At 65.5% G+C, this 26,273-nt stretch carries 25 protein-coding genes and 1 pseudogene; 17 read left to right on the top strand and 9 right to left on the bottom strand.

Annotated elements, in window-relative coordinates; translation table 11 throughout:
- Nucleotides 1–105: 105 nt before the first annotated feature.
- Nucleotides 106–381, bottom strand: a complete 276-nt coding sequence (locus CV102_RS13570; protein WP_148858548.1) for a HalOD1 output domain-containing protein — start codon at nucleotides 379–381, stop codon at nucleotides 106–108.
- 92 nt (nucleotides 382–473) lie between these two features.
- Nucleotides 474–1,148: a helix-turn-helix domain-containing protein gene (locus CV102_RS13575; protein WP_148858549.1), complete on the bottom strand. Its 675-nt coding sequence runs from the start codon at nucleotides 1,146–1,148 to the stop codon at nucleotides 474–476.
- Between the two features lie 175 nt (nucleotides 1,149–1,323).
- On the opposite strand from CV102_RS13575, the gene CV102_RS13580 reads away from it, so the two are divergent.
- The 4 genes from CV102_RS13580 (at nucleotide 1,324) to CV102_RS13595 (ending at nucleotide 4,834) form a co-directional block, all read left to right on the top strand.
- Nucleotides 1,324–1,659, top strand: a complete 336-nt coding sequence (locus tag CV102_RS13580) for a tRNA-binding protein (RefSeq protein WP_148858550.1) — start codon at nucleotides 1,324–1,326, stop codon at nucleotides 1,657–1,659.
- A 77-nt stretch (nucleotides 1,660–1,736) separates the two neighbouring features.
- Nucleotides 1,737–3,158, top strand: coding sequence for an APC family permease (locus CV102_RS13585; protein WP_148858551.1), 1,422 nt, complete (start codon nucleotides 1,737–1,739; stop codon nucleotides 3,156–3,158).
- Nucleotides 3,155–3,895 (top strand): universal stress protein, encoded by a 741-nt coding sequence (locus CV102_RS13590; RefSeq protein ID WP_148858552.1) that lies wholly within the window; start codon nucleotides 3,155–3,157, stop codon nucleotides 3,893–3,895. The genes CV102_RS13585 and CV102_RS13590 overlap by 4 nt, the downstream gene beginning before the upstream one ends.
- Before the next feature lie 102 nt (nucleotides 3,896–3,997).
- Nucleotides 3,998–4,834, top strand: a complete 837-nt coding sequence (locus tag CV102_RS13595; RefSeq protein ID WP_148858553.1) for a hypothetical protein — start codon at nucleotides 3,998–4,000, stop codon at nucleotides 4,832–4,834.
- Nucleotides 4,835–4,870: 36 nt separating this feature from the next.
- On the opposite strand, the gene CV102_RS13600 is transcribed toward CV102_RS13595, so the two are convergent.
- Complete coding sequence (locus CV102_RS13600; protein WP_148858554.1) at nucleotides 4,871–5,680, bottom strand: universal stress protein; 810 nt, start codon at nucleotides 5,678–5,680, stop codon at nucleotides 4,871–4,873.
- A gap of 143 nt (nucleotides 5,681–5,823) precedes the next feature.
- On the opposite strand from CV102_RS13600, the gene mutS reads away from it, so the two are divergent.
- The 3 genes from mutS (at nucleotide 5,824) to CV102_RS13615 (ending at nucleotide 10,032) form a co-directional block, all read left to right on the top strand.
- The gene (gene mutS, locus CV102_RS13605) at nucleotides 5,824–8,622 is read left to right on the top strand and encodes a DNA mismatch repair protein MutS (protein WP_148858555.1); all 2,799 of its coding nucleotides are present in this window, start codon (nucleotides 5,824–5,826) and stop codon (nucleotides 8,620–8,622) included.
- Nucleotides 8,623–8,797: 175 nt separating this feature from the next.
- Complete coding sequence (locus tag CV102_RS13610) at nucleotides 8,798–9,313, top strand: hypothetical protein (RefSeq protein ID WP_148858556.1); 516 nt, start codon at nucleotides 8,798–8,800, stop codon at nucleotides 9,311–9,313.
- Nucleotides 9,314–9,366: 53 nt separating this feature from the next.
- Nucleotides 9,367–10,032: an SOUL family heme-binding protein gene (locus tag CV102_RS13615; RefSeq protein ID WP_148858557.1), complete on the top strand. Its 666-nt coding sequence runs from the start codon at nucleotides 9,367–9,369 to the stop codon at nucleotides 10,030–10,032.
- Nucleotides 10,033–10,058: 26 nt separating this feature from the next.
- On the opposite strand, the gene CV102_RS13620 is transcribed toward CV102_RS13615, so the two are convergent.
- Nucleotides 10,059–10,910 (bottom strand): YihY/virulence factor BrkB family protein, encoded by an 852-nt coding sequence (locus CV102_RS13620; RefSeq protein WP_148858558.1) that lies wholly within the window; start codon nucleotides 10,908–10,910, stop codon nucleotides 10,059–10,061.
- A 213-nt stretch (nucleotides 10,911–11,123) separates the two neighbouring features.
- On the opposite strand from CV102_RS13620, the gene CV102_RS13625 reads away from it, so the two are divergent.
- From CV102_RS13625 to CV102_RS13660, 8 genes and pseudogenes are all read left to right on the top strand, one after another.
- On the top strand, nucleotides 11,124–11,921 hold the full coding sequence (locus CV102_RS13625; protein WP_148858559.1) for an SDR family NAD(P)-dependent oxidoreductase: 798 nt from the start codon (nucleotides 11,124–11,126) through the stop codon (nucleotides 11,919–11,921).
- Nucleotides 11,922–12,023: 102 nt separating this feature from the next.
- Nucleotides 12,024–14,255: a DNA mismatch repair endonuclease MutL gene (gene mutL / locus CV102_RS13630; RefSeq protein WP_148858560.1), complete on the top strand. Its 2,232-nt coding sequence runs from the start codon at nucleotides 12,024–12,026 to the stop codon at nucleotides 14,253–14,255.
- 116 nt (nucleotides 14,256–14,371) lie between these two features.
- Nucleotides 14,372–15,484 carry an RNA 3'-terminal phosphate cyclase gene (gene rtcA / locus CV102_RS13635; protein WP_148858561.1) on the top strand — a complete coding sequence of 371 codons (1,113 nt, stop codon included), beginning with the start codon at nucleotides 14,372–14,374 and terminating at the stop codon, nucleotides 15,482–15,484.
- A 105-nt stretch (nucleotides 15,485–15,589) separates the two neighbouring features.
- Entirely contained in the window at nucleotides 15,590–16,546 is a 957-nt protein-coding gene (kdgK1, locus tag CV102_RS13640; protein ID WP_148858562.1) for a bifunctional 2-dehydro-3-deoxygluconokinase/2-dehydro-3-deoxygalactonokinase, read from the top strand.
- A 154-nt stretch (nucleotides 16,547–16,700) separates the two neighbouring features.
- Nucleotides 16,701–18,170 carry a dihydrolipoyl dehydrogenase family protein gene (locus tag CV102_RS13645; protein WP_148858563.1) on the top strand — a complete coding sequence of 490 codons (1,470 nt, stop codon included), beginning with the start codon at nucleotides 16,701–16,703 and terminating at the stop codon, nucleotides 18,168–18,170.
- A gap of 64 nt (nucleotides 18,171–18,234) precedes the next feature.
- Nucleotides 18,235–18,705, top strand: a complete 471-nt coding sequence (locus CV102_RS13650; protein ID WP_148858564.1) for an Hsp20/alpha crystallin family protein — start codon at nucleotides 18,235–18,237, stop codon at nucleotides 18,703–18,705.
- 646 nt (nucleotides 18,706–19,351) lie between these two features.
- Complete coding sequence (gene arsN2, locus CV102_RS13655) at nucleotides 19,352–19,795, top strand: arsenic resistance N-acetyltransferase ArsN2 (RefSeq protein WP_148858565.1); 444 nt, start codon at nucleotides 19,352–19,354, stop codon at nucleotides 19,793–19,795.
- 189 nt (nucleotides 19,796–19,984) lie between these two features.
- Nucleotides 19,985–20,509 (top strand): annotated as a pseudogene (locus tag CV102_RS13660) (N-acetyltransferase family protein).
- Nucleotides 20,510–20,533: 24 nt separating this feature from the next.
- On the opposite strand, the gene CV102_RS13665 reads toward CV102_RS13660, so the two are convergent.
- Both CV102_RS13665 and CV102_RS13670 read right to left on the bottom strand, forming a co-directional pair.
- Nucleotides 20,534–21,832, bottom strand: coding sequence for an RNB domain-containing ribonuclease (locus CV102_RS13665; protein ID WP_148858566.1), 1,299 nt, complete (start codon nucleotides 21,830–21,832; stop codon nucleotides 20,534–20,536).
- Nucleotides 21,833–21,885: 53 nt separating this feature from the next.
- Entirely contained in the window at nucleotides 21,886–22,179 is a 294-nt protein-coding gene (locus tag CV102_RS13670; protein ID WP_148858567.1) for a DUF7562 family protein, read from the bottom strand.
- A gap of 123 nt (nucleotides 22,180–22,302) precedes the next feature.
- Here CV102_RS13670 and CV102_RS13675 point away from each other — a divergent pair, with 123 nt between their 5' ends.
- Entirely contained in the window at nucleotides 22,303–22,782 is a 480-nt protein-coding gene (locus CV102_RS13675) for an RNA-binding protein (protein WP_148858568.1), read from the top strand.
- Here the strand turns inward: CV102_RS13675 and CV102_RS27225 are convergent.
- The gene (locus tag CV102_RS27225) at nucleotides 22,772–23,386 is read right to left on the bottom strand and encodes a nitroreductase/quinone reductase family protein (RefSeq protein WP_148858569.1); all 615 of its coding nucleotides are present in this window, start codon (nucleotides 23,384–23,386) and stop codon (nucleotides 22,772–22,774) included. The two genes, CV102_RS13675 and CV102_RS27225, sit on opposite strands and share 11 nt — an antisense overlap.
- A 105-nt stretch (nucleotides 23,387–23,491) precedes the next feature.
- On the opposite strand from CV102_RS27225, the gene CV102_RS13685 reads away from it, so the two are divergent.
- A complete protein-coding gene (locus CV102_RS13685; protein ID WP_148858570.1) occupies nucleotides 23,492–23,797 on the top strand; it encodes a hypothetical protein in 306 nt (101 codons plus the stop codon).
- A gap of 73 nt (nucleotides 23,798–23,870) precedes the next feature.
- Here CV102_RS13685 and CV102_RS13690 read toward each other — a convergent pair whose 3' ends face one another.
- Nucleotides 23,871–24,629: a DUF1028 domain-containing protein gene (locus CV102_RS13690; RefSeq protein WP_148858571.1), complete on the bottom strand. Its 759-nt coding sequence runs from the start codon at nucleotides 24,627–24,629 to the stop codon at nucleotides 23,871–23,873.
- Between the two features lie 48 nt (nucleotides 24,630–24,677).
- Nucleotides 24,678–26,204 (bottom strand): S8 family serine peptidase, encoded by a 1,527-nt coding sequence (locus CV102_RS13695; protein ID WP_187432967.1) that lies wholly within the window; start codon nucleotides 26,202–26,204, stop codon nucleotides 24,678–24,680.
- Between the last annotated feature and the right edge of the window lie 69 nt (nucleotides 26,205–26,273).

The raw sequence follows: 26,273 nt of genomic DNA on the forward strand, positions 1-26,273 counted from the left end.
ATAGGCGTCGCCCGTTCCGGTTCTCCGTCTCGCAGTTGCGATCGATTCCTCTCGAACGGAGGGAGACGAGAACACGATGGTGAGACTGTGGAGCGAGACCGGAACTCAGTCGGTCGAACGGGTTTCGACGGAGACCGTTCCGTCGCTTTCGATCGTCACGTCGTATCCACAGTAAGTGAAACTCACGCTGGCGTCGACTTCGTGTGGGGTGTCACTCGCCGATCTCCAGAGTCGATCCAGCGTTTCGGGGTCGACGACACTGTAAAGCGGTGGCCGGAGCTCCGACGGCTGGCAGTCCTCGCGCTCGGCCACCGCCGAAATCACCTCGAGACTCGGCCGGCCGAATTCTGCACCGTTCTCTATCGGTACTATCTCAGACATCGTCTCTAGTCTCCAGAGAGAGACGGTTCGGTTTACCGTCTCATAATCAGGCGTCTTATATCAGGTGGAATACTACAGGTGGAGAGAGACTACTACAGGTAGGCCCGCGGATTTTCCACGAAGAGTTCGTCGTACACCTTGTTCGTGATGAGCCGCAGGTGACCCGAAAGCGTCGATCTGGAGATGTCGAGTTCGTCGGCTACTTCGTCAGCCCCTGCGCCGTCGGGATCGAAGTACCCCATCGCCGCCGCCGTCGTCGCGACCTCTTGCTGTCGGTCCGTCAACTCCAGGCCGAGACGCGCCTCACACTGCAGATCGGCGTACGTTTCGACGGGGTACAACCGCTTCAGCTGGTACGTAATCCCCGCTCGGTCGCAGTGCTCGGTCAGTCCAGTAAGGATCTCCCTGTCGCTGACGTACAGCAGATACGTCCAGACTCCCTCGTAGCTACTGGCGGCGAGAACACAGCCGTCGAGATCCGAGATTACCGGCGAGACCGTTCGTACGTCCGGATCCGAGGTCACCCGGTAGAGCCCGGTGTCGTCTATCTCGAGGAGTCGATCCCAGTCGGTGATCGAATCGATCTCGTTGCAGGCTGACTCGAACGCGCCCGTATCGACGTTCGTGACGGAGTAGAACAGCGTCGGTTCGGTGAGATCCGTCACCGGTTGCGGTTTGATCTCGGCGACGGCTTCCGGGAGCGACTCGAGTACCGCCCCCAGATGGAGTCTGGGATGGGTGAACGAAACTTCGGCGATATAACTCATTGCGTCGCACCGTCTATTGCACACCTGTTCGAATGCGATTTATATAAACCCATTATCAATATTCGTGGAATAGTCGGGGAAGATTAACTGAACGATCGTGCTAGTACGCGTCGGCGAGCGGCTCGAATCCTGCTGGGACGATCGATTTTTGATGCACCGATCAGAAAGGAAGATTATGGCAGACATCGAGAGTCCGTTCGACGTCGAGATCCGTGTCGGCGAAGTACTCGAGGCGGAGTCGTTTCCGGAAGCGAACAAGCCGAAGATGACGAAGCTCTGGATCGACCTCGGAGAGGACGACGGCGAGATCCAGTCTGCCGCGCAGCTGGATCACCACTACGAACCCGACGAACTCGAGGGCCGGCAGGTGCTGTGTGCGACGAACCTCGGCACGGTCCGAATCGCCGGCTTCAAATCCGAGGCGCTGACCGTCGGCGTCCCCGACGAGGAAGGGTATCCAGTTCTCGTGGAGCCGGAGGCGGACGTCCCACTCGGCGGACTCCTGTTCTAATCGACGTCGGCGGTATCACGCCGACGGCAGTCGTTCATGTGGTACAATAAAATACGCTGGCGTGAATCATACCCACTATGGGTGATCCATCGCCGCCGGTCGAGGGTAGCAATATCGAGGGTGAGTCGCCCCAGATCGAGCCGACGGTCGAAACCGACGAGGCGTCGATCACCGACGAGGCCGAACTCGAGCGAACGCTCGGACTCTCCGGCGGACTCGCGATCGGGATCGGAACGATGATCGGTGCCGGTATTTTCGTCTTCCCTGGACTCGCGGCTGGTCGGGCCGGGCCCGCCGCAGCGGCGTCGTTCGCCATCGGGGCCGTCGTCGCGCTGTTGGTTGCACTGCCGGCCTCCGAACTCGCGACGGCGATGCCCAAAAGCGGCGGCGGCTACTACTTCATTTCGCGCGGACTGGGCACGCTCGCCGGGGCCGTCGTCGGGCTCTCGCTGTGGTTCGGGCTGGTGTTCGCGACGGCCTTCTATCTCGTCGGCTTCGGCTACTACGCCGTCGACACGCTCGCCGAACTCGGGCTCGCGGTCGGTGGGGAACTCGTCATCCCGCTGGCGCTGTTGTTCGGTGCGGGCTTTACGGTTCTAAACGTCACGGGTACGGAAAACGCAGCGAAGCTCCAGAACGGAATCGTCGCGCTGTTGCTGTCGATCCTGGTCGTTTTTCTGGGATACGGCGGCCTCGACGCAGCCGGGCTCGTGGGCGAACCGACGGCACCCGAGCAGTTCGCTCCGCTCGGGACGATGCCCATACTGACGACGGCGGCGCTCGTCTTCACCTCCTATCTCGGCTTCGCGCAGGTGGCGACCGTCGCCGGGGAGATGAAAGATCCTGGGCGGAACCTGCCGCTGGCGATGGTCGGCTCGGTGCTCGTCGTCGGCGTTCTCTACGTGGCGACGATCTTTATCGCCACGAGCGCGTTCGGGAGCGAACAGCTCTCGCAGTTCGGCGAGACGGCGATGGTCGAAGTGGGTCGCCACTACCTCGGCGCCGTCGGCGCGTTCGCGATCGTCTTCGGGGGGTTGCTCGCGACGATGTCGAGCGCCAACGCGTCGGTGCTCAGCACGTCTCGAGCCATCTATGCCGTCTCGAAGGACGCCCTGTTACCGCGGGGAGCGAGCCGCATCAACCTCCGGTACGGCACGCCACACGTCGCGCTGGGGCTGGCCGGCGGACCGATCCTCGTCCTGACTGCGACCGGTCGCGTGGAGCTCCTCGCCGAGGTCGCCTCGTTCCTGCATCTCATCATGTACGGGCTGATCTGCGTGGCGCTGATCGCACTGCGGCGAAACGAACCGGAGTGGTACGACCCCGATTTCCGGGTGCCCGGCTACCCCGTCGTTCCGGCGCTCGGTGCGATCGCCAGCTTCGCGCTGATCGGGTTCATGCAGCCTGCCTCGCAGTTCGTCGGCATCGGGATCATGATCGCGACCGCCGGCTGGTACCTCTACTACGCTCGCGACGTCAACCTGAAAGGTGCACTATGACACGCATACTCGTTCCGCTGGCGATACTGAAGGGCGAATCGGTCTCGGCCGGGCTGACGACGCTGCTCGAGCCGATGAACGTCACCGTGCTGGGCTATCACGTGTTGCCCGAGCAGACGCCGCCCGACCAGGCACGGCTGCAGTACGAGGAGCGTGCGACCGACGCGCTCGAGGATCTCGCGACGGAGTTCGGGGCAGCGGACGGGACCGCCGACTACCGCCTCGTCTTTACGCACGACCGAAAGCAGACGTTCGATCGAGTCGCTGCGGAGACGAAGTCGGACGTCTACGCCATCCCGGGCGCGACCGGTCCGATCGATCGGCTCCTCGTGGCGCTGACGGGCGACGTCGCCGTCCAGCGAATCGTCTCGTTCGTGGGGGAACTGGTCGGCGAGCGCGACATCGGCGTCACGCTCTTTCTCGCGACCGACGACGGACCCGGTGGCCGAGAACTGCTCGAGACGGCCGCCGTCCCCCTCGCAAACCGCGGTATCGACGTGCAAACCGAGCTCGCGGTCGGCGAACCGCCGCTCGAGGCGCTCGCCGACGCGGCGGTCGACCACGACGCGATCGTCATGGGTGAGCGAGCGCCGTCGCTCCGGACGCTTGTCTTCGGCGAGGACGCCGAACGCGTCGCCGCCGAATCGGTCGGACCGGTGCTCGTCGTCCGGAACGTCGAAGAAAGCGACGAGAGCAACAAACGCGCCGATCGAGCGGCGGCCATGAAGGATTCGTAATCGGAACCGTCCCCGCTGTTCACACGGCTCTCGCCGTGGTTCGTTCTCGGTGGTACGGCGTATCAGTGCGAGCCTATGTGCTCTCGGCAGCGTTCTCTATCCATGGATCAAAAATTCGTTCTGTTCGAGGAGCTGGACGGTCGTCGAGCCGGGAAACTCGTCGGCATCACCGCTCTCGCGGTCGCACTCGTACTCGTCCTTCTGGTCGGCGTGCTCTTCGTGGGAGCGACGGCGGTGGCGTACAACTCGCACGCGAGCGAGTACCAGTACGACGCCAGCGTCACGACGGATCGGGCCGTCGACGAACTGATGGTCACCCTGCCGGTTCCCGCCGACGAGGAGGGTGCGGTCGTCGGTGAGTTTTCCGTCGACACCTACGGTGCGTCCGTCGGATCGTGGGAGGCTGACGTGGCCGAAACCGAGCACGGGCCGATGCTCGAGGTCCACCTCTCGAACGTGTCGCTCGAAGAACGCACGGTCCATCGACAGCCCGACGACGGAGTTCCGGCCGGGCCGGGCAACGTCGAGGACGACGATACCGATCTCCCGGAGATACCCTCGGGGACGATACACCTGCGTACCGTCGTCGAGTCGGACGATCCCATCGAAACCCGATCGCCCCTCGGCAGCGAGCCGGTCGTTTCGCCCGCCTACAACGTGACGGAGGTCCCCAACACGGGTCACGCCGGCTGGGCCGACCGGGCAGAGAGCTACACGTTCGACAGCCGCGTCATGATCGATGGAACAGGTGCCGAGAACGCGTCGATCGACCTCTTCGTCGACCACGCCGGCCAGAACAGCTGGTGGTCCGGCGGGTGGAGCGGGAACTACTACGACGGCCGCGTTTCGGCGGTCGACCGTTCCGTCGACGAGGAGTGGCAGTCCGTCTCGGGCGAGTTCCACTCGGGGAAGGGAAGTTATCCGTGGATCTTTCGGTAGGCGCTTCCGTCGGGGCACACGCCGCCTCGAGACGGATCAGGGGGAGTCGTTGATCACGTCGACGTCGTCCGTCTCCACGGTCTCGCTGCCGGTCGCGTCTCCGTTGTCCCCCTCGTCCGCCTCGAGATACTCTCCGCGAATCACCAGCACCGGATCGACCGTCCCTCTGGCCAGCGTCTTCGCCCGGTCGCGGAAGATGAACCGGCGAATCGACGGTCGACTCTCGCCGACGACGAGCAGGTCCTGATCGCTCGCGGCGTCGAGAATCTCCCGGGTCGGTGAGCCGTCGACGACGAGCGAGGTGTCGATCCGGTCGCGGCCGACGCCGGTGTCGGCCAGCTCGTCGACGGCAGTGTCGAGGAGTTCGGTACCGCGCTCTCGCTCGTCCTCGTCGGGGACGACGTGGAAGAACGTCACCTCGAGATCCGTGTCGATGAGCAGTCCCCCGAGGAAACGGGCGATGTACTCGAGATTGACGTCGCCGCGGATCGCGACGAGAACGCTCTCGAGAACCGGTGCAGGGTTGAGCAGCAAGACCGCGTCGCACGACGTTTCGACCGCGACGCGTTCGAACGTCTTCAGCCGGTCGTGCGTGAAGACGAGCCGCGACGAGACGTCGAGGCAGCCGGCGTCTTCGAACACCTCGTGCAGTTCGTCGAGTTCGGCGCGGGCGCGCGTCCCGTACTGGTCGCGCGCCTGGTCCGGCGGCGTCTGTTCGGGGAGTTCGTGGTAGCCCAGCAGGACGACCGGAACCGACGCGAACGCGTCGATAACCGTCCGCGGGACGCTCTCGCCGCCGAGGACGTCGATCGGAACGAGCACGCGGTAGTCGCGAGGAGCAGCCATGATGGGGGTAAACAACATACGACAGCGAGCGTAATAGTCCTCCGTAGCAACGTCGATGACTGTCATCACGGACAACCACATCGGATGATCACTTTCACCGCGGATCCCGCAGGGTTTTTGTCGTGGCCCGCCAGTCACCGCGTATGACCGAGGCGACGGGCATCGTCGGCGAATTCTTCTCGCTCAAAGAGGGCACCGACGCCGACTTGCTGGCGATGCAGTGTGGCGACTTCTACGAATTCTTCGGCGAGGACGCCGAACTCGTCAGCGAGGAACTCGATCTCAAAGTCTCCCAGAAATCCTCGCACGGCTCCTCGTACCCGATGGCCGGCGTGCCGCTCGACGATCTGACGCCGTATCTGAAGGCGCTGGTCGAACGCGGCTACCGCGTGGCCGTCGCCGATCAGTACGAGACCGACTCCGGACACGCACGCGAGGTCGTCAGAGTCGTCACGCCTGGCACCCTGCTCGAGACGAGCGACGCCGACGCCCAGTACCTGGCCGCGATCGTGGCCGACTCGAGCGCCGGGTCGGCGGACGACCCTGCGTACGGACTCGCCTTCGCCGACGTGACGACCGGCCGGTTCCTCGTCGCGGAGGCCGGCGACGCCGACGAAACGCTGACGGAACTCTACCGGTTCGACCCCGTCGAGGTGCTTCCGGGCCCCGACGTTCGGACCGACGACGACCTGCTGAATCTGGTCCGCGAGCGCGTCGACGCGACGCTGACGCTCCACGACACGGAGGCGTTCGCCCCGAAGCGGGCGACCCACGCCGTCCGCGATCAGTTCGGCGGAGAGACCGTCGAGCGGCTGGCGGTCGACGAACCGGCGGTCGCCGCCGCGGGCGCGGTGCTCGACTACGTCGAGGAGACCGGCGCCGGCGTGCTGGCCTCGATGACGCGCATCCAGGCCCACCGCGGCGACGACCACGTCACGCTCGACGCGACCACCCAGCGCAACCTCGAGCTCACCGAGACGATGCAGGGCGAGCGCGAGGGATCGCTGTTCGCGACGATCGACCACACCGCGACGAGCGCCGGCGGCCGCCTGCTGAAGGAGTGGCTCCAGCGTCCCCGTCGGTCGCTCGAGGTCCTCGAGCGCCGCCAGGAGAGCGTCGCGGCGCTGTCGACGGCCGCGCTCGCTCGCGACGAGATCCAGGACACCCTCGGCGACGCCTACGACCTGGCGCGGCTGGCCTCGAAGGCGAGCCACGGCAGCGCCGACGCGCGGGATCTGCTGGCCGTCCAGGAGACGCTGGGCGTGTTGCCCGCGGTGGCCGACGCCGTCGCCTCGAACCCGGAGCTGGCCGACTCGCCGCTCTCGGGGATCGTCGATCGACCGGATCGAGACGCCGCCCGCGAGTTGCGCGAGACGCTCGAGGAGGCCATCGCCGAGGAGCCGCCGTCGACGGTGACACAGGGCGAACTCCTCCAGTACGGCTACGACGACGAACTCGACGAGGTGATCGAGCGCCACGACGAAATCAAGGGGTGGCTCGACACGCTCGCCGAGCGCGAGAAGCGCCAGTACGGCCTCTCACACGTGACTGTCGACCGGAACAAGACCGACGGCTACTACATCCAGGTGGGCAAGTCCGCGGCCGACGGCGTCCCGGACCACTACGAGCAGATCAAGACGCTGAAGAACTCGAAGCGGTTCACGACCGACGAACTCGAGGAGAAAGAACGCGAGATCCTGCGCTTAGAGGAGCGACGCGGCGACCTCGAGTACGATCTGTTCGAGGAGCTTCGGGAGGAGGTAGCGACGCGGGCCGAACTGTTGCAGGACGTCGGCCGGACGCTTGCGACCGTCGACGCGCTCGCGAGCCTGGCGACCCACGCGGCGGAGAACCGGTGGGTCAAACCCGACCTGCAGCGGGGCGACCGACTCGATATCGACCAGGGTCGTCACCCGGTCGTCGAGCAGACGACGGAGTTCGTCCCGAACGACGTGCGACTGGGGCCGGCGGCTGGCGCCGCCGGCCAAGAACGCGCCAGTGGGCGCGCAGACGAAGACCGGGGCTTCCTCGTCGTCACCGGCCCCAACATGTCCGGGAAGTCGACGTACATGCGCCAGGTCGCCGGGATCGTCCTGTTAGCCCAGATCGGGAGCTTCGTTCCGGCGAAGGAGGCCGAGATCGGGCTGGTCGACGGCATCTTTACTCGAGTGGGAGCGCTCGACGAACTCGCACAGGGTCGCTCGACGTTCATGGTCGAGATGAGCGAACTCTCGAACATCCTGCATACGGCCACCGAGGAGTCGCTCGTGATCCTCGACGAAGTCGGTCGCGGGACCGCGACGTACGACGGCATCTCCATCGCCTGGGCCGCCACGGAGTACCTCCACAACGAGGTCAAGGCGAAGACGCTGTTCGCGACTCACTACCACGAACTGACGGGGCTCGCCGAGCGGCTCCCCCGCGTCGCCAACGTCCACGTCGCGGCCGACGAGCGCGACGGCGACGTCACCTTCCTTCGAACGGTTCGAGACGGCCCGACCGACCGCAGCTACGGGATCCACGTCGCCGACCTTGCCGGCGTCCCCGACCCCGTCGTCGACCGAGCGCAGGACGTCCTCGAGCGCCTGCGGGAGGAGAAGGCCATCGAGGCCAAAGGCGGGGGCTCGAGCGAGCCCGTCCAGACGGTGTTCGACGTCTCGAGCGGGCAGTTCCGGGGGCCAGCAAATGCGGATGGGGGTGAGCGAACCAACGGTGAGCGCGAGCGAAGCGAGCGCGATCCACATCGGAACGCATCGCGTTCCGAGGGCGGTTCGCGATCCTCGTCGGAGGGGACCTCTGACGGAGGCGACCCCAACGAGACACTCGATCCCGATGCGAAGCGCGTGCTCGAGGACCTCGAGGATATCGACGTGAACGAGACGGCGCCGGTCGAGTTGCTCTCGAAGGTCCAGGAGTGGAAACGGACGCTCGAGGAGAACTGATACGGTCCGCTGGAAGCCGTTGCCGGGGCAACCGCAGACGTATCGCGGTTGCCCCGGTAAATCGTTACGACAGGCCGTATGAGCCGCCGTCGAGGCGGGCTGTCGATTAGGGGTCCCGGACGGTTCGATCGACGGATGGCGGTAGGATTATTCCACTGTCGGGTGACGAGACAGTATGATCGACGGTATTTTTCTCGGTGCAGAGGTCGTGCTACAGAACGGCGTCGACGTCGACACCGGGCTCGACGGGCCGTCCAGCCTCGTCAGCGGTGCGATCGGGGCGTTCCTGACGACCCTCATTATCGGCGCGATCCTGGTTGCAGTGTCCCCCGAATACACCGAGCGGATGGTCGAAGACGTCCCCCAGGATCCGCTCGCGTCCTTCCTCTACGGGTTCCTCGCTCTGATACTGCTGGCGCTAGCCATCGCCGTTCTCGTGCTCACGATCGTCGGAATTCTGGTAGCGATCCCGCTCGTCATCGTCGCCTATCTCGCCTGGGCGGTGGGGGCGACGATCGCGCTTCTGGCTATCGGTGTCCGACTGGTAGGCCGCGAGGACGGATGGACGAAGCCACTCCTCGTCGCTGCAGCGATCAACGGCGGGCTCGCGCTGACCGGCGTCGGGGGACTCGTTTCGTTCGTCATCGGCGCCGTCGGGTTCGGCGCGGTCCTGCGGGGCGTTTTCGGCTGACCGGTTCGCTGAGCAGGAGTTCGAGTTTTGTCGGCTGGCACCCTACGTAGCGTATGCGATCCCGCACTGCCGCCCTGATTTCCGCCGCCGGCGCCCTCCTCACAGCCTGGATCGGCTGGGGCGCGTACGTCATCAAGACGACCGAGCGCGTTCCCTACGATACCCTCGACTCTGCGGACGATTTCGAAATCCGTCGCTACCCGCAGACCGTGCTGGTCGAGACGACCGCCGAGAGCGAGAACGACGCCTTCTGGCGCCTGTACCGGTACATCACCGGGGAGAACGAGGCGAGCGAGGAGATCGCGATGACCGCACCGGTCGCCTCGAGCGGCGAGTCGATTCCGATGACGGCACCGGTACGAACGACCCGCGGCGACGGCGAGTCGGTCGCGATGACGGCACCGGTTCGAACCGACCGAGCGGCGGAGACGGTGTCGATGGCGTTCTACCTCCCGCCGGAGTACACGCCCGAAAGCGCGCCGATGCCGACCGATCCGTCGGTCCGGCTCGTCGTCGATCCACCGCAAACGGTTGCAGCGCGGCGCTTTTCCTGGTACGCGACGGACGGGCGCGTCGAACGGAACGAGCGAGCGCTGCTCGAGGCCCTCGGCGAACGGGGGCTCGAGGCCCGCGGCAAGCCGGTCCTCTATCAGTACAACGATCCGTGGACGCCGCCGTTCATGCGGCGAAACGAGGTCGTGGCGCCGGTCGACTACTGATCCAGAGCGAGGCCACGGGTTCGAACTCACACGCGAACGGGTTCCGTCGAGTCCGTTTCGTCGTCGGTGTCCGTTCCGTCGTCGGTTCCGAACTCCTCACCGGCGGTGTGGTAGCCGCCGATCACGACGTTCACTGCCGTGCCGACGAGCAGGACGAGCGCGTTGCCGTAGAGCCAGACGAGCAACAGGATGACCGCCCCGAGCGTCTCGTAGGTGCCGACGGTGTCGACGAGGCCGACGTAGACGCCGAAGACGCCCTCGAGCAGGACCCACCCCGCGGCGGCGACGATCGCCCCGGGCAGGGCCTCGCGAACGGCCAGATCGGGGTCGGGAAAGACGTAGTACATCGGGAAGAACGCGACGGTCAGCCCGGCGAACAGCGCGAACGGGGCGACCGCCTCGACGAGCGGATGATCGACCGCGGCGAACGTGGCCGCGACGAACCCCGCGCCGACGGTCGCGATCAGGATCACGCCGAAGACGACGACGCCGTCGAGCAGTTTTTTCGGGAACGAACTCCCCTCCCCGCCGTAGAGTTCGTCGAACGCCGTGTTGATGCCGCGGAAGATCCGCAACATACCCCACAGCAGCGAGGCGACGCCGATGAGCGACGCGCCGGCGCGCTCGGAGGCGTGGGTCAGCGCCTCGAACACCAGCCCCTCGCCGGCGGGGCTGAGGTGTTCGTGTGCCATCGCGACGACCTGTTCGGTCAGGTACTCGTTACCGACCGCGCCGACGACGATGAACAGCAACAACAGCAGCGGAAGGATCGAGAGAAACGCCGCGTGGGCGATGCTCCCGGCCATGAACGTCACGTTGTTTTCGCGGATGACGCTCACCACGTCTCGAGCGACGGAGCCGGCCCGTCGCAGGTCCATACCGAACGGACGGCCGCGACGCCGAAAAACACCGGGCCGGCAGACGCTCGAGGCCGTCGGATCGAGGCGCGATCCGTAGTCATAGGTGTCGACTTCGACGGCTCGAACTCCTACCGTTTACGGTTCGCCGCAGTAGAGCGAACGTCGTACACGAATTTGAAACTCGTAGCTTCCATCGATAAAAATATGGTGGCGAGCGATCCAGTAAGGATGATGCACGAACCGGAGTTCGGAGTTGCGGGGAAGACAGCGATCGTCACGGGTGCGAGTCAGGGAATCGGACGTGCCATCGCGGAGACGCTGGCGGCGGGCGGCGCCGACGTCGCGATCTGTTCTCGCTCGATGGATCGCGTCGGCCCGGTCGCCGAGGAGATCAACGAGGCCGAGGACGCCGGTGAGGCGTTCGCCATCGAGTGTAACGTCCGGGAGCGCGAGCAGGTCGAGGCGTTCGTCGAGGAGACGGTCGAGGAGTTCGGCGACATTGACATCCTCGTGAACAACGCCGGCGGGGAGTTCGTCGCACCCTTCGAGGACATCTCGCCGAACGGTTGGAACTCGATCATCGACCTGAACCTCAACAGCACGGTCCACTGCGCGCAGGTCGTCGGCGAGGTCATGCGCGAGGGCGACGGCGGGGTCATCGTCAACCTCTCGAGCGTGAACGGCCAGCATCCGGCGCCGAACGAGAGCCACTACAGCGCGGCGAAGGCCGCGATCATCCGGCTGACAGAGACGCTCGCCGTCGAGTGGGCCGACGACGGGATCCGGGTCAACTGCGTGGCGCCCGGGCTGATCCAGACGCCCGGCGTCGCGGACACGCTCGGCATCCGGAGCGAGCAGATGCCGTCGCGCGAGGAGACCGACCGCCGGATCGGCCACAGCGAAGAGATCGCCGACGTCGTCCAGTTTCTCGTGAGTCCGGCCGCCTCGTTCGTGACCGGCGAGACGATCACCGCGAAGGGCGTTCCGCGGCCCGGAAACTCCTTCGACGTCGATCTGGGCCTCGAGTAACCCCGCGGACGCGTAAGATCTAACCAGCCGCCCTGAGTACGATGTATCGATGACACGCGGGAACGGTCGGACGCTCGAGTTCACCGACGTCACTACAGTACCATGAGCGACGACAGCCCACCGGATGGAACCGAGATTCGACAGCTCGACGAGGATACCGTCGCCCGGATCGCCGCCGGCGAGGTCGTCGAGCGACCCGCAAGCGCGGTCAAGGAACTCGTCGAGAACAGTCTCGACGCCGGCGCCTCGAGCGTCGACGTCACGATCGAATCCGGCGGCACCGAGCTGATCCGGGTCGCCGACGACGGCCGCGGCATGGCCGAGGCGGACCTCCGGGCGGCCGTCCGCCAGCACACGACGAGCAAAATCGAGGGACTCGAGGACCTCGAGTCCGGCGTCGCGACGCTGGGCTTTCGCGGCGAGGCGCTGCACACCATCGGTTCGGTCTCGAAGCTGAACATTCGGAGCCGGCCCCGGGACGCGGACGGCGCCGGGACCGAACTCGTCTACGAGGGTGGCGACGTCGTTTCGGTCGAGCCGACGGGCTGTCCCGCGGGGACGACCGTCGAGGTCGAGGACCTCTTCTACAACACTCCCGCGCGCCGGAAGTTCCTCAAGACGACGGCGACCGAGTTCGCCCACGTCAACCGCGTCGTCACGCGCTACGCGCTGGCGAACCCCGACGTCGCGGTCTCGCTGACCCACGACGGCCGCGAAGTCTTCTCCACGACCGGACAGGGCGACCTGCAGGCCGCCGTCCTCTCGGTCTACGGCCGCGAGGTCGCCGCCGCGATGATCCCGGTCGAGGCCGACGGCGACGAGCTCCCGGTCGGCCCCCTCGAGTCCGTCACCGGACTGGTCTCCCACCCCGAGACGAACCGCTCGAGCCGGGAGTACCTCGCCACGTATGTCAACGGCCGAGCAGTGACGGCTGACGCGGTCCGGGAGGGGATCATGGGCGCCTACGGCACCCAGCTCGGCGGCGATCGCTACCCGTTCGTCGTGCTCTTCCTCGACGTGCCCGGCGACGCCGTCGACGTGAACGTCCACCCCCGGAAGCGCGAGGTGCGGTTCGACGACGACGACGCGGTCCGCCGGCAGGTCGACGCCGCCGTCGAGCGCGCGCTGCTCGAGCACGGTCTGTTGCGCTCGCGGGCACCCCGCGGCCGATCGGCTCCCGACGAGACACGACTCGAGCCCGGGACCGGGAGTGCCGACGATACCGCGGACGGTTCGACCGCAGAGGGCTCGAGGGGTGCCGACGATACCGAGACGGCGGAGTCTCAGGGGACGGCGTCTGGATCCGAATCGGAGCCCGGACCCGGGACGTCCGCGTCCCCGCCGACGGGGTCCGAGGCGCGAACGCAGCCGTCGGCGGGGCCTCGAGCGGGCGGAGCCGAAGGAGGGGGGTCGGTCTCGCCCGACGCGAGCACTCCCAGCGACGTGGATCGACCGGACGGGGACGAGACGCTCTCCTCGGAGTCTGCCGGCGACGATTCCGAAGCGTCGCTCGAGGCGGATGCCGACCGTCCGCAGTCGGTCGAAGACGATCTGCAATCGCCGGACGACGACAACGCGGTGACCACCGGATCGACTCAGGGGCGCGACCGAGACGCGACCGAACTCCCTCAGCACGATCGTGACGACTCGAGCCAGCGCTTCTCCGGCCCGACCGAGCAGCGAACGCTCGGCGGAGAGGCCGCAAACGGCGAGGCGTCCGACTTCGACTCGCTCCCGCCGCTGCAGGTGCTCGGCCAGTACCAGGATACCTACCTCGTCTGCGAGGCGCCGACGGGGCTCGTGCTCGTCGACCAGCACGCCGCCGACGAGCGCGTCAACTACGAGCGTCTGCGGGACGCCTTCGCCGACGACCCCGCCTCGCAGGCACTGGCCTCGCCGGTCGAACTCGAGCTAACCGCTGCGGAGGCCGAGGCGTTCGAGAGCTACCGCGAGGCGCTCGCTCGGCTGGGGTTCTACGCCGACCGGGTCGACGATCGGACGGTCGCGGTGACGACCGTCCCCGCGGTGCTCGAGGAGACGATCGAACCCGCCCGGTTGCGAGACGTCCTCACCTCGTTCGTCGAGGGTGATCGCGAGGCCGGCGCCGAGACGATCGACGCGCTGGCCGACGAGTTCCTCGGCGACCTGGCCTGTTACCCGTCGATCACGGGGAACACCTCGCTGACCGAGGGCTCGGTCGTCGACCTGCTCGCGGCGCTTGACGACTGTGAGAACCCCTACTCCTGCCCGCACGGCCGGCCCGTCGTCGTCCAACTCGACGAGGGCGAGATCGAAGACCGGTTCGAGCGCGACTATCCCGGCCACGGCGGGTAGCGACCGCGGCGCAACCGCCCTGCTGGCGCCCCCTCTCGCGAGTCGGCGAACCGAGACGGCCAGCCGAACGGGAGGCGTTCGGCAACGGTACGTCGCTCGAGACCGAACCTCCAGTCATGCGCGAACTCGACGGCTCGAACGCGGGCGGCCAGTTCGTCCGGTCCGCCCTCACGCTGTCCGTGCTCGAGAACGAACCCGTACGACTCGAGAACGTCCGCGGCGACCGACCCGACCCGGGCCTCGCCCACCAGCACCTGGCCGTCGTCGAGACGATGGCCGAGCTCTGCGACGCCGAGGTGTCGGGGGCCGAACTCGACGCGGAGACGGTCGAGTTCGATCCGGGGCTATCGAACGGGAACGAGAGCGATTCCGACACGGCCAGCCTCGAGGGCGGCAGCTACGCCGTCGACATCGGCACCGCGGGGAGCGTGACCCTGCTGTTCGACGCGCTCCTCCCGCTCGCGACGGTGCTCGAGTCGCCGCTGTCGATCACCGTCACCGGCGGCACGGACGTGGCGTGGTCGCCGCCGCTCGATTACACGAGACAGGTGAAACTGCCCCTGCTGGGCCGGTACGGGCTCGTCGCGTCCTGCGAGGTCGACCGACGTGGATTCTTCCCGAACGGTGGCGGACGAGCGACGCTGCGACTCGCGCCGTCGACGCTCGAGCCGATCGAACTCGTCGAGCGGGGTACCCTCGAGGGCGTCCGGCTCTACTCGACCGAGGCGGCCGCGCTCGCGGAGCAGGACGTGGCACACCGACAGCTCGAGGGGGCACTCGAGCGACTCGATCTCGTAGGCGAGCGCGCGGAAGACGGCGGGGACGGCGAGGATGGCGACGCGGACGGTCTCGAGGTGCTCGAGCGCCAGGAGCGAACCGCGACGAGCCCTTCACCCGGCTCCGCGCTGGTGATCCGCGTCGATCACGGGAGCGGCATCGCCGGCTTCAGCGCCCTCGGCGAACGCGGAAAGCCGGCCGAACGGGTCGGTGAGGACGCGGCCGACGCCGCGAACCGATTTCTCGAGGGGAGAGCCCCCGTCGATCCGCAGATGGGCGATCAGCTGCTCGTCTACCTCGCGCTCGCTGGTGGGCGCGTTCGCGTGCCGCGCGTAACCGACCACGTCGAAGCGAGCCGCGAGTTGCTCGACGCGTTCGGACTCGAGACCGCACTCGAGCGCGAGCGCGACGACGAGGCAGTCGTCTCGCTCGAGTCGGCGCCGTTGCTGTAGCCGTTCGTCACGCGCCACATCGCCACCACTTATAGCGCACCCGTGCCATCCATCAGGTATGACTGTCACACCGATCACCGCGAAAGCGACCCGGAGGGCCGAACCGTGAGCGACGTCGTCACCTTCGGAGAGACGATGCTCCGCCTCTCGCCGCCCGACCACCGGCGGCTCGAGGACACCGACGAACTCGAACTCCGCGCCGCAGGAGCCGAGAGCAACGTCGCCATCGCCGCCCAGCGCCTGGGGTCGGCGGACTCGACCTGGACCTCGAAGCTGCCCGACTCGCCGCTCGGCCGGCGCGTCGTCGCCGAACTCAACAAGTACGGCATCGAGACGGACGTCGTCTGGAGCGACGAGGGACGACAGGGAACGTACTATCTCGAGCACGGCGGGAAACCCCGCGGCACAAACGTCATTTACGACCGGGGTAACACCGCCATCTCGACCGCCGAGGCCCAGGAGTTCGACGTCGATCTGATCCAGGGTGCGGACGTCTTCTTTACCACCGGGATCACGCCCGCGCTCTCGCCGACGCTCCGCGAGACGACGATGAACATGCTCAAGGCGGCCAGACAGGGCGGAACCACCACCGCCTTCGACTTCAACTACCGGCGGAAGCTCTGGTCGCCCGAAGAGGCGAAGGGGACGTTGACGAAGCTCTTCCCGGGTATCGACGTGCTCGTGATCGCCGCTCGAGACGCCCAGAACGTCCTCGACATCGACGGGGATCCGCGACAGCTCGCACACACCCTCGGCTCGCAGTTCGACTTCACCACCGTCGTCGTCACGCGCGGCTCGAAGGGGGCGCTGGCCTGGCACGACAACACGGTCTACGATCACGGTGCCTACGAGACCGAAACCGTCGACCCGATCGGGACCGGTGACGCGTTCACCGGTGCGTTCCTCGCTCGCCGACTCGACGGCGACGACGTGCCGACCGCGCTCGAGTACGGCGCGGCGACGGCGGCGCTCAAGCGAACGATTCCCGGCGACGTCGCCCTCGTCACCAGAGAGGAGGTCGAGGGGGTCGTCTCGGAGGACGACGAGGAAATTTCGCGGTAGTCTTCACCCGGGACGAGCCTCGTTTCCGGACCGTCGCACACCAGCCGAACAGTCGAATTGTTCTACGAACGGTTACGTATCCGATCGTCTTCCGCTCGCAGGCGACTGACCCGTCCTGCAGAACGTCTTTTTGCCCCACCGGCGTATCCGGGGTATGGTTCACGTCGCGATCATCGGGGCGTACGGAAGCGCAGGGGTCGCCGTCGCCAACGGATTACTCGACCGAGCGGGGAGACTCCCCGAACTCGAACTGACGCTGATCGACGACGGCGATCCCGGCGGCGGGCTCTGTATCCTGGATGGCTGTATGCCCTCGAAGGAGATCCTTTCGGCCGGCAAACACCGCTACCAGGCGCGCCACGACGAGCGACTCGAGGGCGTCCCCGAGGTCGACCCGGAGGCCGTCGTCACCCGGAAGGACGAGCACATTTCGAACTTCGCCGAACACCGTCGCGGACACGTTCACGACCTCGCGGAGCGTGAGAACGTCGAATTTATTCACAAGGCCGCGCGATTCGTCGACGACCGAGTGCTCGAGGTCGACGGCCGTCGGATCGAGCCCGATTACGTCGTCGTCGCGACCGGTTCGACGCTCAACGTGCCCGATCTGCCGGGGATCGACGAGGTCGATTTTCAGGCCAGCGCGGACGTCCTCGACGCGACGACGTTTCCCGACTCGGGCATCGTCATGGGCTTTGGCTACATCGGCCTCGAACTCGCACCCTATCTCAGCGAGGTCGGCGGCGTCGATCTCACCGTGATCGAGCACGACGACCACCCGCTGGACGAGATGGAACCCGCCTACGGCGAGACGATCCTCGACCTCTACCGCGACCACTTCGGCATCGAGGTGCTGACGAACACCGACGAGAAGCGACTCGAGCGAACCGACGACGGCGGCGTCCGGCTCTCCGCCGAACGAGACGGGGCGGAGCGAGGCGAGGAGCAGGTGCTCGAGGCCGACGAACTCTACTGCTTTACGGGTCGACGCCCAAATCTGGACGGGCTGGGGCTCGAGTCGACGGGACTCGAGCCCGGCGACGGCTGGGTGGAGTCGACGATGCAGTCGACCACCGACGAGCGGGTCTTCGTCGTCGGCGACGCGAACGGCCGCGAGCCGATCCTCCACGTCGCGAAGGAACAGGGCTTTGCGGCGGCGGAGAACGTCGTCCACCACGCCCGGGACGAGGAGTGCGAACCGTACGCTGCCGTCCCGCACCACGTGATCTTCTCCGGACTGGGAGCGTATCCGTTCGCTCGCGTCGGCCACACGCCCGCGACGGCCTCCGCCTCCGACATGGACGCCTTCGTGGTCACGCGCGAGGCCAGTTCCGACGGCGTCTTCAAGACGAAAAATCACCCCGAGGGGCGGGCGACGCTCGTCGTCGACGCCGAGAACGGATCCGTGCTGGGCTACCAGGGACTGCACCTCCACGCCGACGTGATGGCGAAGACGATGCAGATCGCCGTCGAGATGAAACTGGACGTCCGCGAGGTGCCAAAGCGGGCCTACCACCCCACGACGCCGGAAATTCTCGACGGACTCCTCCGGGAGGCCTGCGAACGACTCGCCGACGAGCAGGACTGCGTCGGCGACACCGATTCCCGCGATATGGCACTGTAGCGGCGTGCTATCCCGTGTCCAGGAACCTTTATTATCAATTGTGGCCTATATATCTCGATCACCCATGAGATCCTTCGACGAAATGAACCGCATGTTCCGCGAGATGGACCGCATGTTCGACCAGTTCCGGTCGTCCTGGATGGACGAGTTTGCAGCGCAGGGATACCGACCCGCTCGACCGATGCTCGAGGGGGGCGTCGACGTGAAGGCGCTCGAGGCCGAGCCGACGGCGAACCTCGAGGACGAGGGCGACGCCTACGTCTTCGTCGTGGATCTGCCCGGCTTCGAAAAGGAGGACATCGACCTCTCCTTCCGCAACGGCACGCTCTCGGTACGTGCCCACACCGACGCCGAGGACGGCTCGGACGCCTACCGATCCATGCGCTCGCGCCGGGTCGCAAAGCAGGTCCCGGTCCCGAAGGAGATCGTGACCGACGAGATCACGGCGAGCTACCACAACGGCGTCCTCGAGGTTCGACTCCCAATCCTCGAGGACGAGCGCGACGAGGACGGCCACCGGATCGACATCGAGTAGGGACGCACTCGAGGCCAGTACCGGTAGCTAGCACGGATTCGTTATTCGGCGACGCTCTCGATGTCTCCGACACGAAATTATTAATCAATTTACTTACCGAATTGATATTTTCGACAACTATCAGAAGCAGCGTGCCGAAAGCAGAGCAATGGTACAGCACGACGACTCCGTTTGTTTCACGCCGAAATAAGTGAACCATCCGCTCACTACACGTGCATACCGAACTTTTGCGCTGCGGACGCGACTCCGTCGCGCCCTCGGCAAAATCTCGAGAGAGCGAAGCTCTCTCGGACCTCGCGGGATCTTCGATCTCGCTTAGCTTCGATGAAAAGCACGGCATCACCCCCTCAGACGCGCCGTTGGCGCAGCTTCGAGGGATTCCTTGGCCCGCTCGCAGATGCTATCGGTAACGCCTCTGCCTGTACTTACCGATCACTAACCCTCCCAGATCCTTTCTCAGTCTGTACCACATTCGCGCTCTGCATTCAGCAAATCTTGATCGAACTACCGAACCACTGTCAAGAGCGGCGTGCCGAATAGAGAGGGTGAACGCAGCACGATGCTCGCGCACATTCCGCTCGATCCACTGCAGCAGCCGTGCTGTAGAGCGTGCAGATGTACCTGGATTGAACACGGTGGGTAACGTATGGATGGTATGTCTTCGGTGACGCTCCATCCTGCCGAAGGGGACCTTGATTACGCCAGGGACCTCCTCAATCGGAACGATTTGCCCGTTCAGGACCTCGCAGCGGCCCCGGCGGAGTTCTACTACGCGACAGCCGACGGTGAGCGCGTCGGAATCGGCGGCCTCGAACGTTACGAAGACGTTGGATTGCTCCGATCAGTCGTCGTCGAAGCTCCGAAACGAGGTCAGGGATACGGAACTACGCTCTGTGAAGCGCTGGAGACGGCCGCACGGGACAACGGCATCGAAACGCTGTATCTCCTCACGACGACTGCATCGGCGTTTTTTGCTGCAGAAGGGTACTCCACTGTCGAGCGGCCGGCCGTACCGGATGCCATTCGAAGCACGACAGAGTTTACGGATCTCTGTCCATCAACGGCCACCTGTATGCGAAAGTCATTATAGTGCTCACTGTATGGTCTGTACTGACCGAATCAGGCAATCCTTGATTTTGGAACTACGACGTGCTGTATTCGCGCCCTTTATTCAGCATGGCCCTACCAACATCACTCGGATACTTCAGATGCAGCCCCAGTGGCAGATGCGGAAACATATCACCAGAACTACTTTCGGGAGGCTGTGTACGGTATTCGTATGAACTGGACCGTCCGGCCGGCGACGCCGGATGACGCACCGGTCGTCCCCGAGATCGCCCGCGAGAGTTGGCACGCCGCCTACGACGAGTTTCTCGGCGCCGACCGCGTTGGGAACGCGGTTGCGGAGTGGTACGCGATCGAGGAACTCGAGGCGTCGATCCTCGAGGCGGCCGACCGGGAGAACGCGACCTTCCAGCTGGCCGAACGTGGCGGTGACGGCGACGCAGATCTCGTCGGCTTCGCACACGCAGGCGTGCACGCCGACGATGCCGACGTCGCGACTGCGGAGCTGTTTCGCCTCTACGTTCGACCGGACGTGTAGGGCAATGGCGCCGGAACGGCGCTGCTCGAGCGCGTCGAGTCCGACCTCCAAGACGTCTGTGACGGACTCCAACTGGTCGTCTTCGCGGCTAACGAAGTTGGCGTCTCCTTCTACGAGTCATCGGGGTTCGAACGGGTCGAGACTCGCGAGTCAGATTTCGGGGAGGGGCTCGAGGAGTACGTCTACGAAAAACCGTTGTAGCGGACGAGCCTCGACCGGAACCGTCTAGATCGTGTTGTCGGCTTCCTCGTCGTCGACGACTTCGATACCGCGGTTGTTGACGGCGGCGGGGTCGAGTCCGACCTCCTGGAGGAACCCTTTGTACTCCCGTTCGCACTGTTCGGCGTCCTTTTGCTTGTCGCTGGCGCGGTCACAGAGTTCGACGAGGTTCTCCGGGACGTCGTTCTGGTAGACGATCCAGTGGTTGATCAGGTCACTAAGCCTGCGAATCGGGCTGGTGAAGTGGCCGTAGATCTCGAAGTTCAGCGCGTGGTGGCCGCCGAAGGGGTCGTTCATATATCTCGCGCGGGGCATCACCTTCATCACTGCCCACTGAATCTTGTCGAGTTGGCGGCCGGGTGCCTGCTCGAGCGTGGCGTTGACGGCCTTGCGCGGATCCTCCCACTTGTCGCCGGGGATCGAAACGCCGTCCAGATCCTGGATCTCTCGGAGCGCCTTCGACCACTCGTCGGGGCTCGGCTGCGGGTGAACGCGGTACATCGCCTCGACGCCGCGGTCCCACATCAGCGTGTGCGTGACGGCCTTGTTGGCCTTGAGCATACACTCCTCGATGATCGTGTGGGCGCGGTCGCGAGCCGGGTTCAACACCAGCGAGCCGTCCTCCTTGCGCTGCTCGTGCATCTGGTTGGCGAGTTCGTACACCAGCGCGTTCTCCTCGTGCAGCGGGGCGTCGGAGTCCTCGAGTCGGTTTTCAGCCTGGCTGTAGGTGAGTCGCTCGTCGGACTCGATGACGGATTTGTAGATCTCGATGTTCTCGTAGCCCAGGTTCTCCTTGTCGAGGTGCATCTCGACCGTGTGGGCGAGGCGATCCTCGTTGGGAACGAGTGAGCAGACCGTCTCGGCCAGCACCGGCGGCAGCATGTGGATAGTGTAGCCCGGCAGGTAGACCGTGTTGCTCCGTTCGACGGCCTCGTCCCACATCGCCGAGTCGGGGTGGACGTAGTGGGTGACGTCGGCGATGTGAACCCAGAGCACGTACTCGTCGTCGCGCTCCTCGATCGAGATCGCGTCGTCGAAGTCCTGGGCGTCGATCGGGTCCGTCGTCCAGGTCGTCAGCTCTCGCAGATCCTTCCGCTCGTCGATCTCGTCGGCGATCTCCGTCTGGACCCCTTCGGTGCGCTCCCGGGCCTCCTCGAGGACGTCCTCCGGAAACTCGTCACGGATCTCGAACTTCTCGAACAACTCCTCGCGCTTGTTCTCGAGGTGGCGTGCGAGGTCCTCGGAAATTTCGACTGGGCCCTGTCCTTCGGCCGTTCCGGCCTGGGCCTGTGCGTCGTCGCTCATACGGAGTGGTACGGACGTGAGGGTCAAAGTCGTGTCGGGATACGACGGCGACCTCAGGACTCCTCCTCGAGCGGGCCGTACCGCTCCTCGACGGTCGTCAGGTAGCCGGTGAGAAACGCGGCCTGATCGGCGTCGCCGGCCTCGAGTTCGACGAGCAGTTCCTCGAGACCCCCTCGAGGGTGATGACAGAGTTCGTTGTGGCAGGGTTTACAGAGGTACTCGAACGCCTTGTTCTCGCGATCCCAGCGGTCGCCGTACTTGTCGTACTCGCGGGCCGTCGACCGGGGTACCTCGCCGCCACAGGCGAGACAGATCACCGATGGATCTCGGTTCCGGGATGGCCACATAGTAGCGATGAAACCGTGCACATACTTAGCGATTATCACACCACTCGTCCGGACGGACTCTCAGCGTGATCGGTCGGTCACGGGAACGGTCGTTTTATACCGGGACCGGCCGTTCTCTCGGGTATGCAGGTCAAGTCTCGACACCACCTTCGGAGCGACGCTATCTCCGACATCGAGGAGATGCTGTCCGAGCAACTGGGCGTCTCGCCGGAGGGTGATACCTACGAGCGCGTCGAGTTCGAGGAGACCGACTGGGAGGTCGTCCTGATCGACGGCGAACCACGGATCGCGTTCTTCGACGACGAGCCGTTTCTGACCGTTCGCGGAGCGAACGCCTACGACCCCGAAAACCGGCTCGTTACCGTCGATACCGGCGCCATCTCGTTCGTCAGCGACGGCGCCGACGTCATGCGCCCCGGCATCACCGAGGCCACCGACGACATCTCCCCCGACGATCTGGTTCTGATCGCCGAGGAGTCCCACGGGAAGGTGCTCGCCGTGGGTCGCGCTCGAGTCGAGGGCACCGAGATGGCCGGCGACGAGGGGAAGGTCGTCGACTCGCTGCACCACGTCGGCGACGAACTGTACGAGTTCACCGGCTAGCGCTCGATACGGACCGGTTGTGGGTATCACTCGTTCCGCTATCAGACGGGCGACGCGAGGGGCGCGTCGATAGGTGCTCCCTCTGTACTGAGCGTCCCGCTGCCGACGCGCTCGTCATCGTCCCGACGCGGAACAGAACGACGGTGAACAACTCTTTCGCCCGCGAGAACTGAGCAGGATCCGCGAGAGAGCCCCTCCCGAAACCAAATAGCCACCGCAAGGCTGGAGACGACTCGAGGTGTGCGACGAGCAGCGCGTCGCGGTCGTCGCCGGTAACCACTGTGCCGGTGGCCGGCCGCATCTTCCCGCGAACCGAGATCGCGCAGCGACGGGGCTCGACGAAGTTTTTCCACCAGGTGGTCTCGTCCGGCGGCGTGACGACGACGAAATCCCCGTTCTGGCGGGAGTAGACCACAGGAAAGGTGTACTGAGTCCCGGAGTGTCGGCCTTCGTACGAGACGAGAAGCAGTCGATGGCTCGCGAGCCAGTGGAGGCGAGACCGAAGGAGCCAGCGAAGCGCCGGGTTGGCGATCCGTCGCTCGAGGACACGCTGCACCGTCGAGACCAAATCCGAGGCGGACGAATCGCTTGACTGTCGGTTCATCTTCTCGAGTGCGAAGACGACAGCCGACGAGATAACGGTCGTTCGTAAGTCGGCGTGAAAGTACAAGGTGAGACTGTTTGCTGCCAGCTAACCAATCGTCCGCTCGTGAGTCAGTTCACCAAAGAGATGCTCGCACAGATCGATCAGACGACACAAGACGAGTTCGATCTGGGCACGCGAGAGGCAGCAAAGCGGAAAGAAGGCTCGAGGCGAAATGCGTACCAGAAAGGGCTCCGCGAGGTCCAGGACGTCGCTGGAAAAGACGCTGCGCGGGAGTTAGCGGAGTGGATTCAGGACGAGATCCGAACCGCCGAGCGATTCCCGACCGCGCGAAACGTTCGCAAGAGAGGAGCCAAGATCTGTCGGGAACACGGGCACGAAATTTCGACTGGAAGTTGGCTCGGGGCGTAATCGTCCCCGAGACCGGGACGGATAGGAGTCAGAGCGACCGTCGACGGCAATCGAGGACGACGGATCCGCTCGATCAGTTCGCGGCTTCGTCCAGCGAGTCCTCCTCGTAGGCCTCCGCGTACCGGGCCAGCGTATCCTCGTAACCCTGTACGGCGAGGGCGTATGTTTCCCGCAGTTGTGCGATGGGCGACTCCGTCGCGTCGACCCGCAGATCGTTGTACGACGGCGTCACGTCGTGTGTTTCGGTCGTCTCGACGACGACGGCGGCGCTCTGGATCGGGAGCTCCTCGCGCTTGTCACCACCCTCGAGGTGGCCCGCCGCCAGCGCGTCGATCAGCCGCTCCGCGAGCGGGTCGGCTCCGTTGCCCTCCCGTGGGCTCCCGGTCGTGTCGTCGGTCGTCTCGTGGACGGCGGTCGCCTCGTAGGTCGACGCAGTTTCCTCGAGCACCGACTCGCCCGTCAGCAGGTTGCCCGCGACCGTGTAGTGGTCGCCCTCGAGGTGGCCGTACCAGCCCCGGCATTCCTCGCCGGAGAAGGTGAACGTCGCGTCGGCGTCGACGCCGTGGAGTTGGCGCTGGGGCGCGCCGTCGTCGGCGTTGAGCAGTGCCTCGAGCGCGTCGTCGACCGCCAGTCCGTCGTCGACGTACTCGATCCCCCGCCGGCCGAGGTCGACGTTGACCAGGCTCTGGGTCGCGATGGCGCCGTTCTCGCTGGCGAACGGACAGAGCGTGCCGACGCCCGGCAGTCGCGTCGTGACGGCGACGCCAAACCGGTCGTGGGTCTCGCCGTCCGGCGTCTCGTACGTCTCGTGAACGCAGATGCTGAACGTCATATGCGAGGGCACAGACCAAACCGATAAAAAACAGTGCGTCTCGGCAGATCAGTACGCGCGAGTGTCGCTCGTCTCGTTACCGCTTTCGTCGACGACGGTGAGACGGACCTCCTCGGGTTCGTCGTCCGAACGGAGTTCGTGCTCACCCGACGCGCTCGAGCCGCCGACGCTCGAGGATTCGCTGTCGAGAACGACCCCGTCGGCGGCGAGCAGTTCGCTCGTTACCGACTCGAGGGCGCCATCGCCGTCCGAGACCGCCCAGTCGACGTCCGCGCGGTTCCAGCGACCGCTGGTTCTGGTGGAGACCGTGAACTCGTCGATGTCGGGATCGGACTCCGGATCGGACTCGTCGTCATCATCGTCATCGTCGTCATCGTCGTCGCCGTTGCTCTCGAGGTCGAGCGCATCGGCGACGTTCAGTCGACCCGCGCCCTGTTCGTTGTCGTCGAGTCCGACGTCGTCCGCCGCGTCTTTCAGTTCCGCTCGGACGTCGTCGGGGTTGGTTCCTGCGGCGATGAGCGTCGCGGCTGCGCCAGCGACGTGGGGCGACGACATCGAGGTGCCGGAGAACTCGTCGTAGTCGTCCCGCGGGATACTCGAGAGCACGTCGACGCCGGGTGCCGCGAGTTCGACCTCGGGGCCGGTCGAGGAGAAGTCCGCGAGGTCGTCGTTCTCGTCGGTCGCCGAGACGGCGATGACCTCGTCGTAGGCGGCCGGGTAACCGACGCAGTCGGTACAGGGGCCGTCGTTGCCGGCGGCGGCGACCATGACGACGCCCTGCTGATCGGCGTAGGCGACGGCGTCGGCGACGACCTCGCTCTCGTCGCCGCCGAGGCTCATGTTCTGGACGTCGTGGCCCTGGTCGGCGGACCACTGGATCCCGGCGGCGATGTCGTCGTACGTCCCCCCGCCGTCGCACTGCAGGACCTTCACCGCGTGTAGTGTTACGTCGGGTGCGACACCCAGGACGCCAGCGTCGTTGTCCGCCGCTCCCGCGGTTCCCGCACAGTGAGTGCCGTGGTCGTTGTCGTCGTCCCACTCCTCGAGACACTCGTCGATGTCGTTGCCGCCGCCGAACGGACCGCCGCCGCAGTCGGTCGTACACGCGGCGTCTTCCGTCGCGTACCCGTCACCGAGGTTCTCCTCGAGGGTCTCGTGCTGGGCGTCGATCCCCGTGTCGATGATCGCGACGCTGACGCCGTCGCCCGTCTCGCCCTCGTCGATGGCGACGTCGGCCTCGACCTTCTCGATGCCGTAGGGCGTCTCCTGCTCGAGCGCCCACATCAGTCCGTTTCGCTCGACGTACCGGACGTTCGGGTTGTTCTCGAGGTTCGCGACGGCCTCGTCGGAGAACCGTCCGGCGACCGCGCGTCCGACCCGGCCGAAGTCCAGTTCCCGGCGAACCGATTCGGCTTCTTCGCGGGCCCGCTCGAGACCACGGTCGGGACCGACGCCGACGATATACTCGGCTTCGTCGCCCTCTCTCGCCGATGTCTGTCCAACCAGAGTCGTTCCGGCGACGCCGGCGCCGACACCCTGCAGAATCGTTCGCCGTGAAATGTTATCGTTTGCCATGAGATTTCAAGCCACGAAATTGAGAAGAATCTACTACTATAAATATTTCCTGTATATTTCGCCTAATGA

The organism is Natronococcus pandeyae (genome assembly GCF_008122205.1).
In the GTDB taxonomy this organism is placed as follows: domain Archaea; phylum Halobacteriota; class Halobacteria; order Halobacteriales; family Natrialbaceae; genus Natronococcus; species Natronococcus pandeyae.

Excerpts from the sequence above, each read along its gene's own strand:
- CV102_RS13570 (WP_148858548.1), bottom strand. The coding sequence starts at position 381 with ATGTCTGAGATAGTACCGATAGAGAACGGTGCAGAATTCGGCCGGCCG.
- CV102_RS13575 (WP_148858549.1), bottom strand. The coding sequence starts at position 1,148 with ATGAGTTATATCGCCGAAGTTTCGTTCACCCATCCCAGACTCCATCTG.
- CV102_RS13580 (WP_148858550.1), top strand. The coding sequence starts at position 1,324 with ATGGCAGACATCGAGAGTCCGTTCGACGTCGAGATCCGTGTCGGCGAA.
- CV102_RS13585 (WP_148858551.1), top strand. The coding sequence starts at position 1,737 with ATGGGTGATCCATCGCCGCCGGTCGAGGGTAGCAATATCGAGGGTGAG.
- CV102_RS13590 (WP_148858552.1), top strand. The coding sequence starts at position 3,155 with ATGACACGCATACTCGTTCCGCTGGCGATACTGAAGGGCGAATCGGTC.
- CV102_RS13595 (WP_148858553.1), top strand. The coding sequence starts at position 3,998 with ATGGATCAAAAATTCGTTCTGTTCGAGGAGCTGGACGGTCGTCGAGCC.
- CV102_RS13600 (WP_148858554.1), bottom strand. The coding sequence starts at position 5,680 with ATGGCTGCTCCTCGCGACTACCGCGTGCTCGTTCCGATCGACGTCCTC.
- mutS (WP_148858555.1), top strand. The coding sequence starts at position 5,824 with ATGACCGAGGCGACGGGCATCGTCGGCGAATTCTTCTCGCTCAAAGAG.
- CV102_RS13610 (WP_148858556.1), top strand. The coding sequence starts at position 8,798 with ATGATCGACGGTATTTTTCTCGGTGCAGAGGTCGTGCTACAGAACGGC.
- CV102_RS13615 (WP_148858557.1), top strand. The coding sequence starts at position 9,367 with ATGCGATCCCGCACTGCCGCCCTGATTTCCGCCGCCGGCGCCCTCCTC.
- CV102_RS13620 (WP_148858558.1), bottom strand. The coding sequence starts at position 10,910 with ATGGACCTGCGACGGGCCGGCTCCGTCGCTCGAGACGTGGTGAGCGTC.
- CV102_RS13625 (WP_148858559.1), top strand. The coding sequence starts at position 11,124 with ATGCACGAACCGGAGTTCGGAGTTGCGGGGAAGACAGCGATCGTCACG.
- mutL (WP_148858560.1), top strand. The coding sequence starts at position 12,024 with ATGAGCGACGACAGCCCACCGGATGGAACCGAGATTCGACAGCTCGAC.
- rtcA (WP_148858561.1), top strand. The coding sequence starts at position 14,372 with ATGCGCGAACTCGACGGCTCGAACGCGGGCGGCCAGTTCGTCCGGTCC.
- CV102_RS13645 (WP_148858563.1), top strand. The coding sequence starts at position 16,701 with ATGGTTCACGTCGCGATCATCGGGGCGTACGGAAGCGCAGGGGTCGCC.
- CV102_RS13650 (WP_148858564.1), top strand. The coding sequence starts at position 18,235 with ATGAGATCCTTCGACGAAATGAACCGCATGTTCCGCGAGATGGACCGC.
- arsN2 (WP_148858565.1), top strand. The coding sequence starts at position 19,352 with ATGGATGGTATGTCTTCGGTGACGCTCCATCCTGCCGAAGGGGACCTT.
- CV102_RS13665 (WP_148858566.1), bottom strand. The coding sequence starts at position 21,832 with ATGAGCGACGACGCACAGGCCCAGGCCGGAACGGCCGAAGGACAGGGC.
- CV102_RS13670 (WP_148858567.1), bottom strand. The coding sequence starts at position 22,179 with ATGTGGCCATCCCGGAACCGAGATCCATCGGTGATCTGTCTCGCCTGT.
- CV102_RS13675 (WP_148858568.1), top strand. The coding sequence starts at position 22,303 with ATGCAGGTCAAGTCTCGACACCACCTTCGGAGCGACGCTATCTCCGAC.
- CV102_RS27225 (WP_148858569.1), bottom strand. The coding sequence starts at position 23,386 with ATGAACCGACAGTCAAGCGATTCGTCCGCCTCGGATTTGGTCTCGACG.
- CV102_RS13690 (WP_148858571.1), bottom strand. The coding sequence starts at position 24,629 with ATGACGTTCAGCATCTGCGTTCACGAGACGTACGAGACGCCGGACGGC.
- CV102_RS13695 (WP_187432967.1), bottom strand. The coding sequence starts at position 26,204 with ATGGCAAACGATAACATTTCACGGCGAACGATTCTGCAGGGTGTCGGC.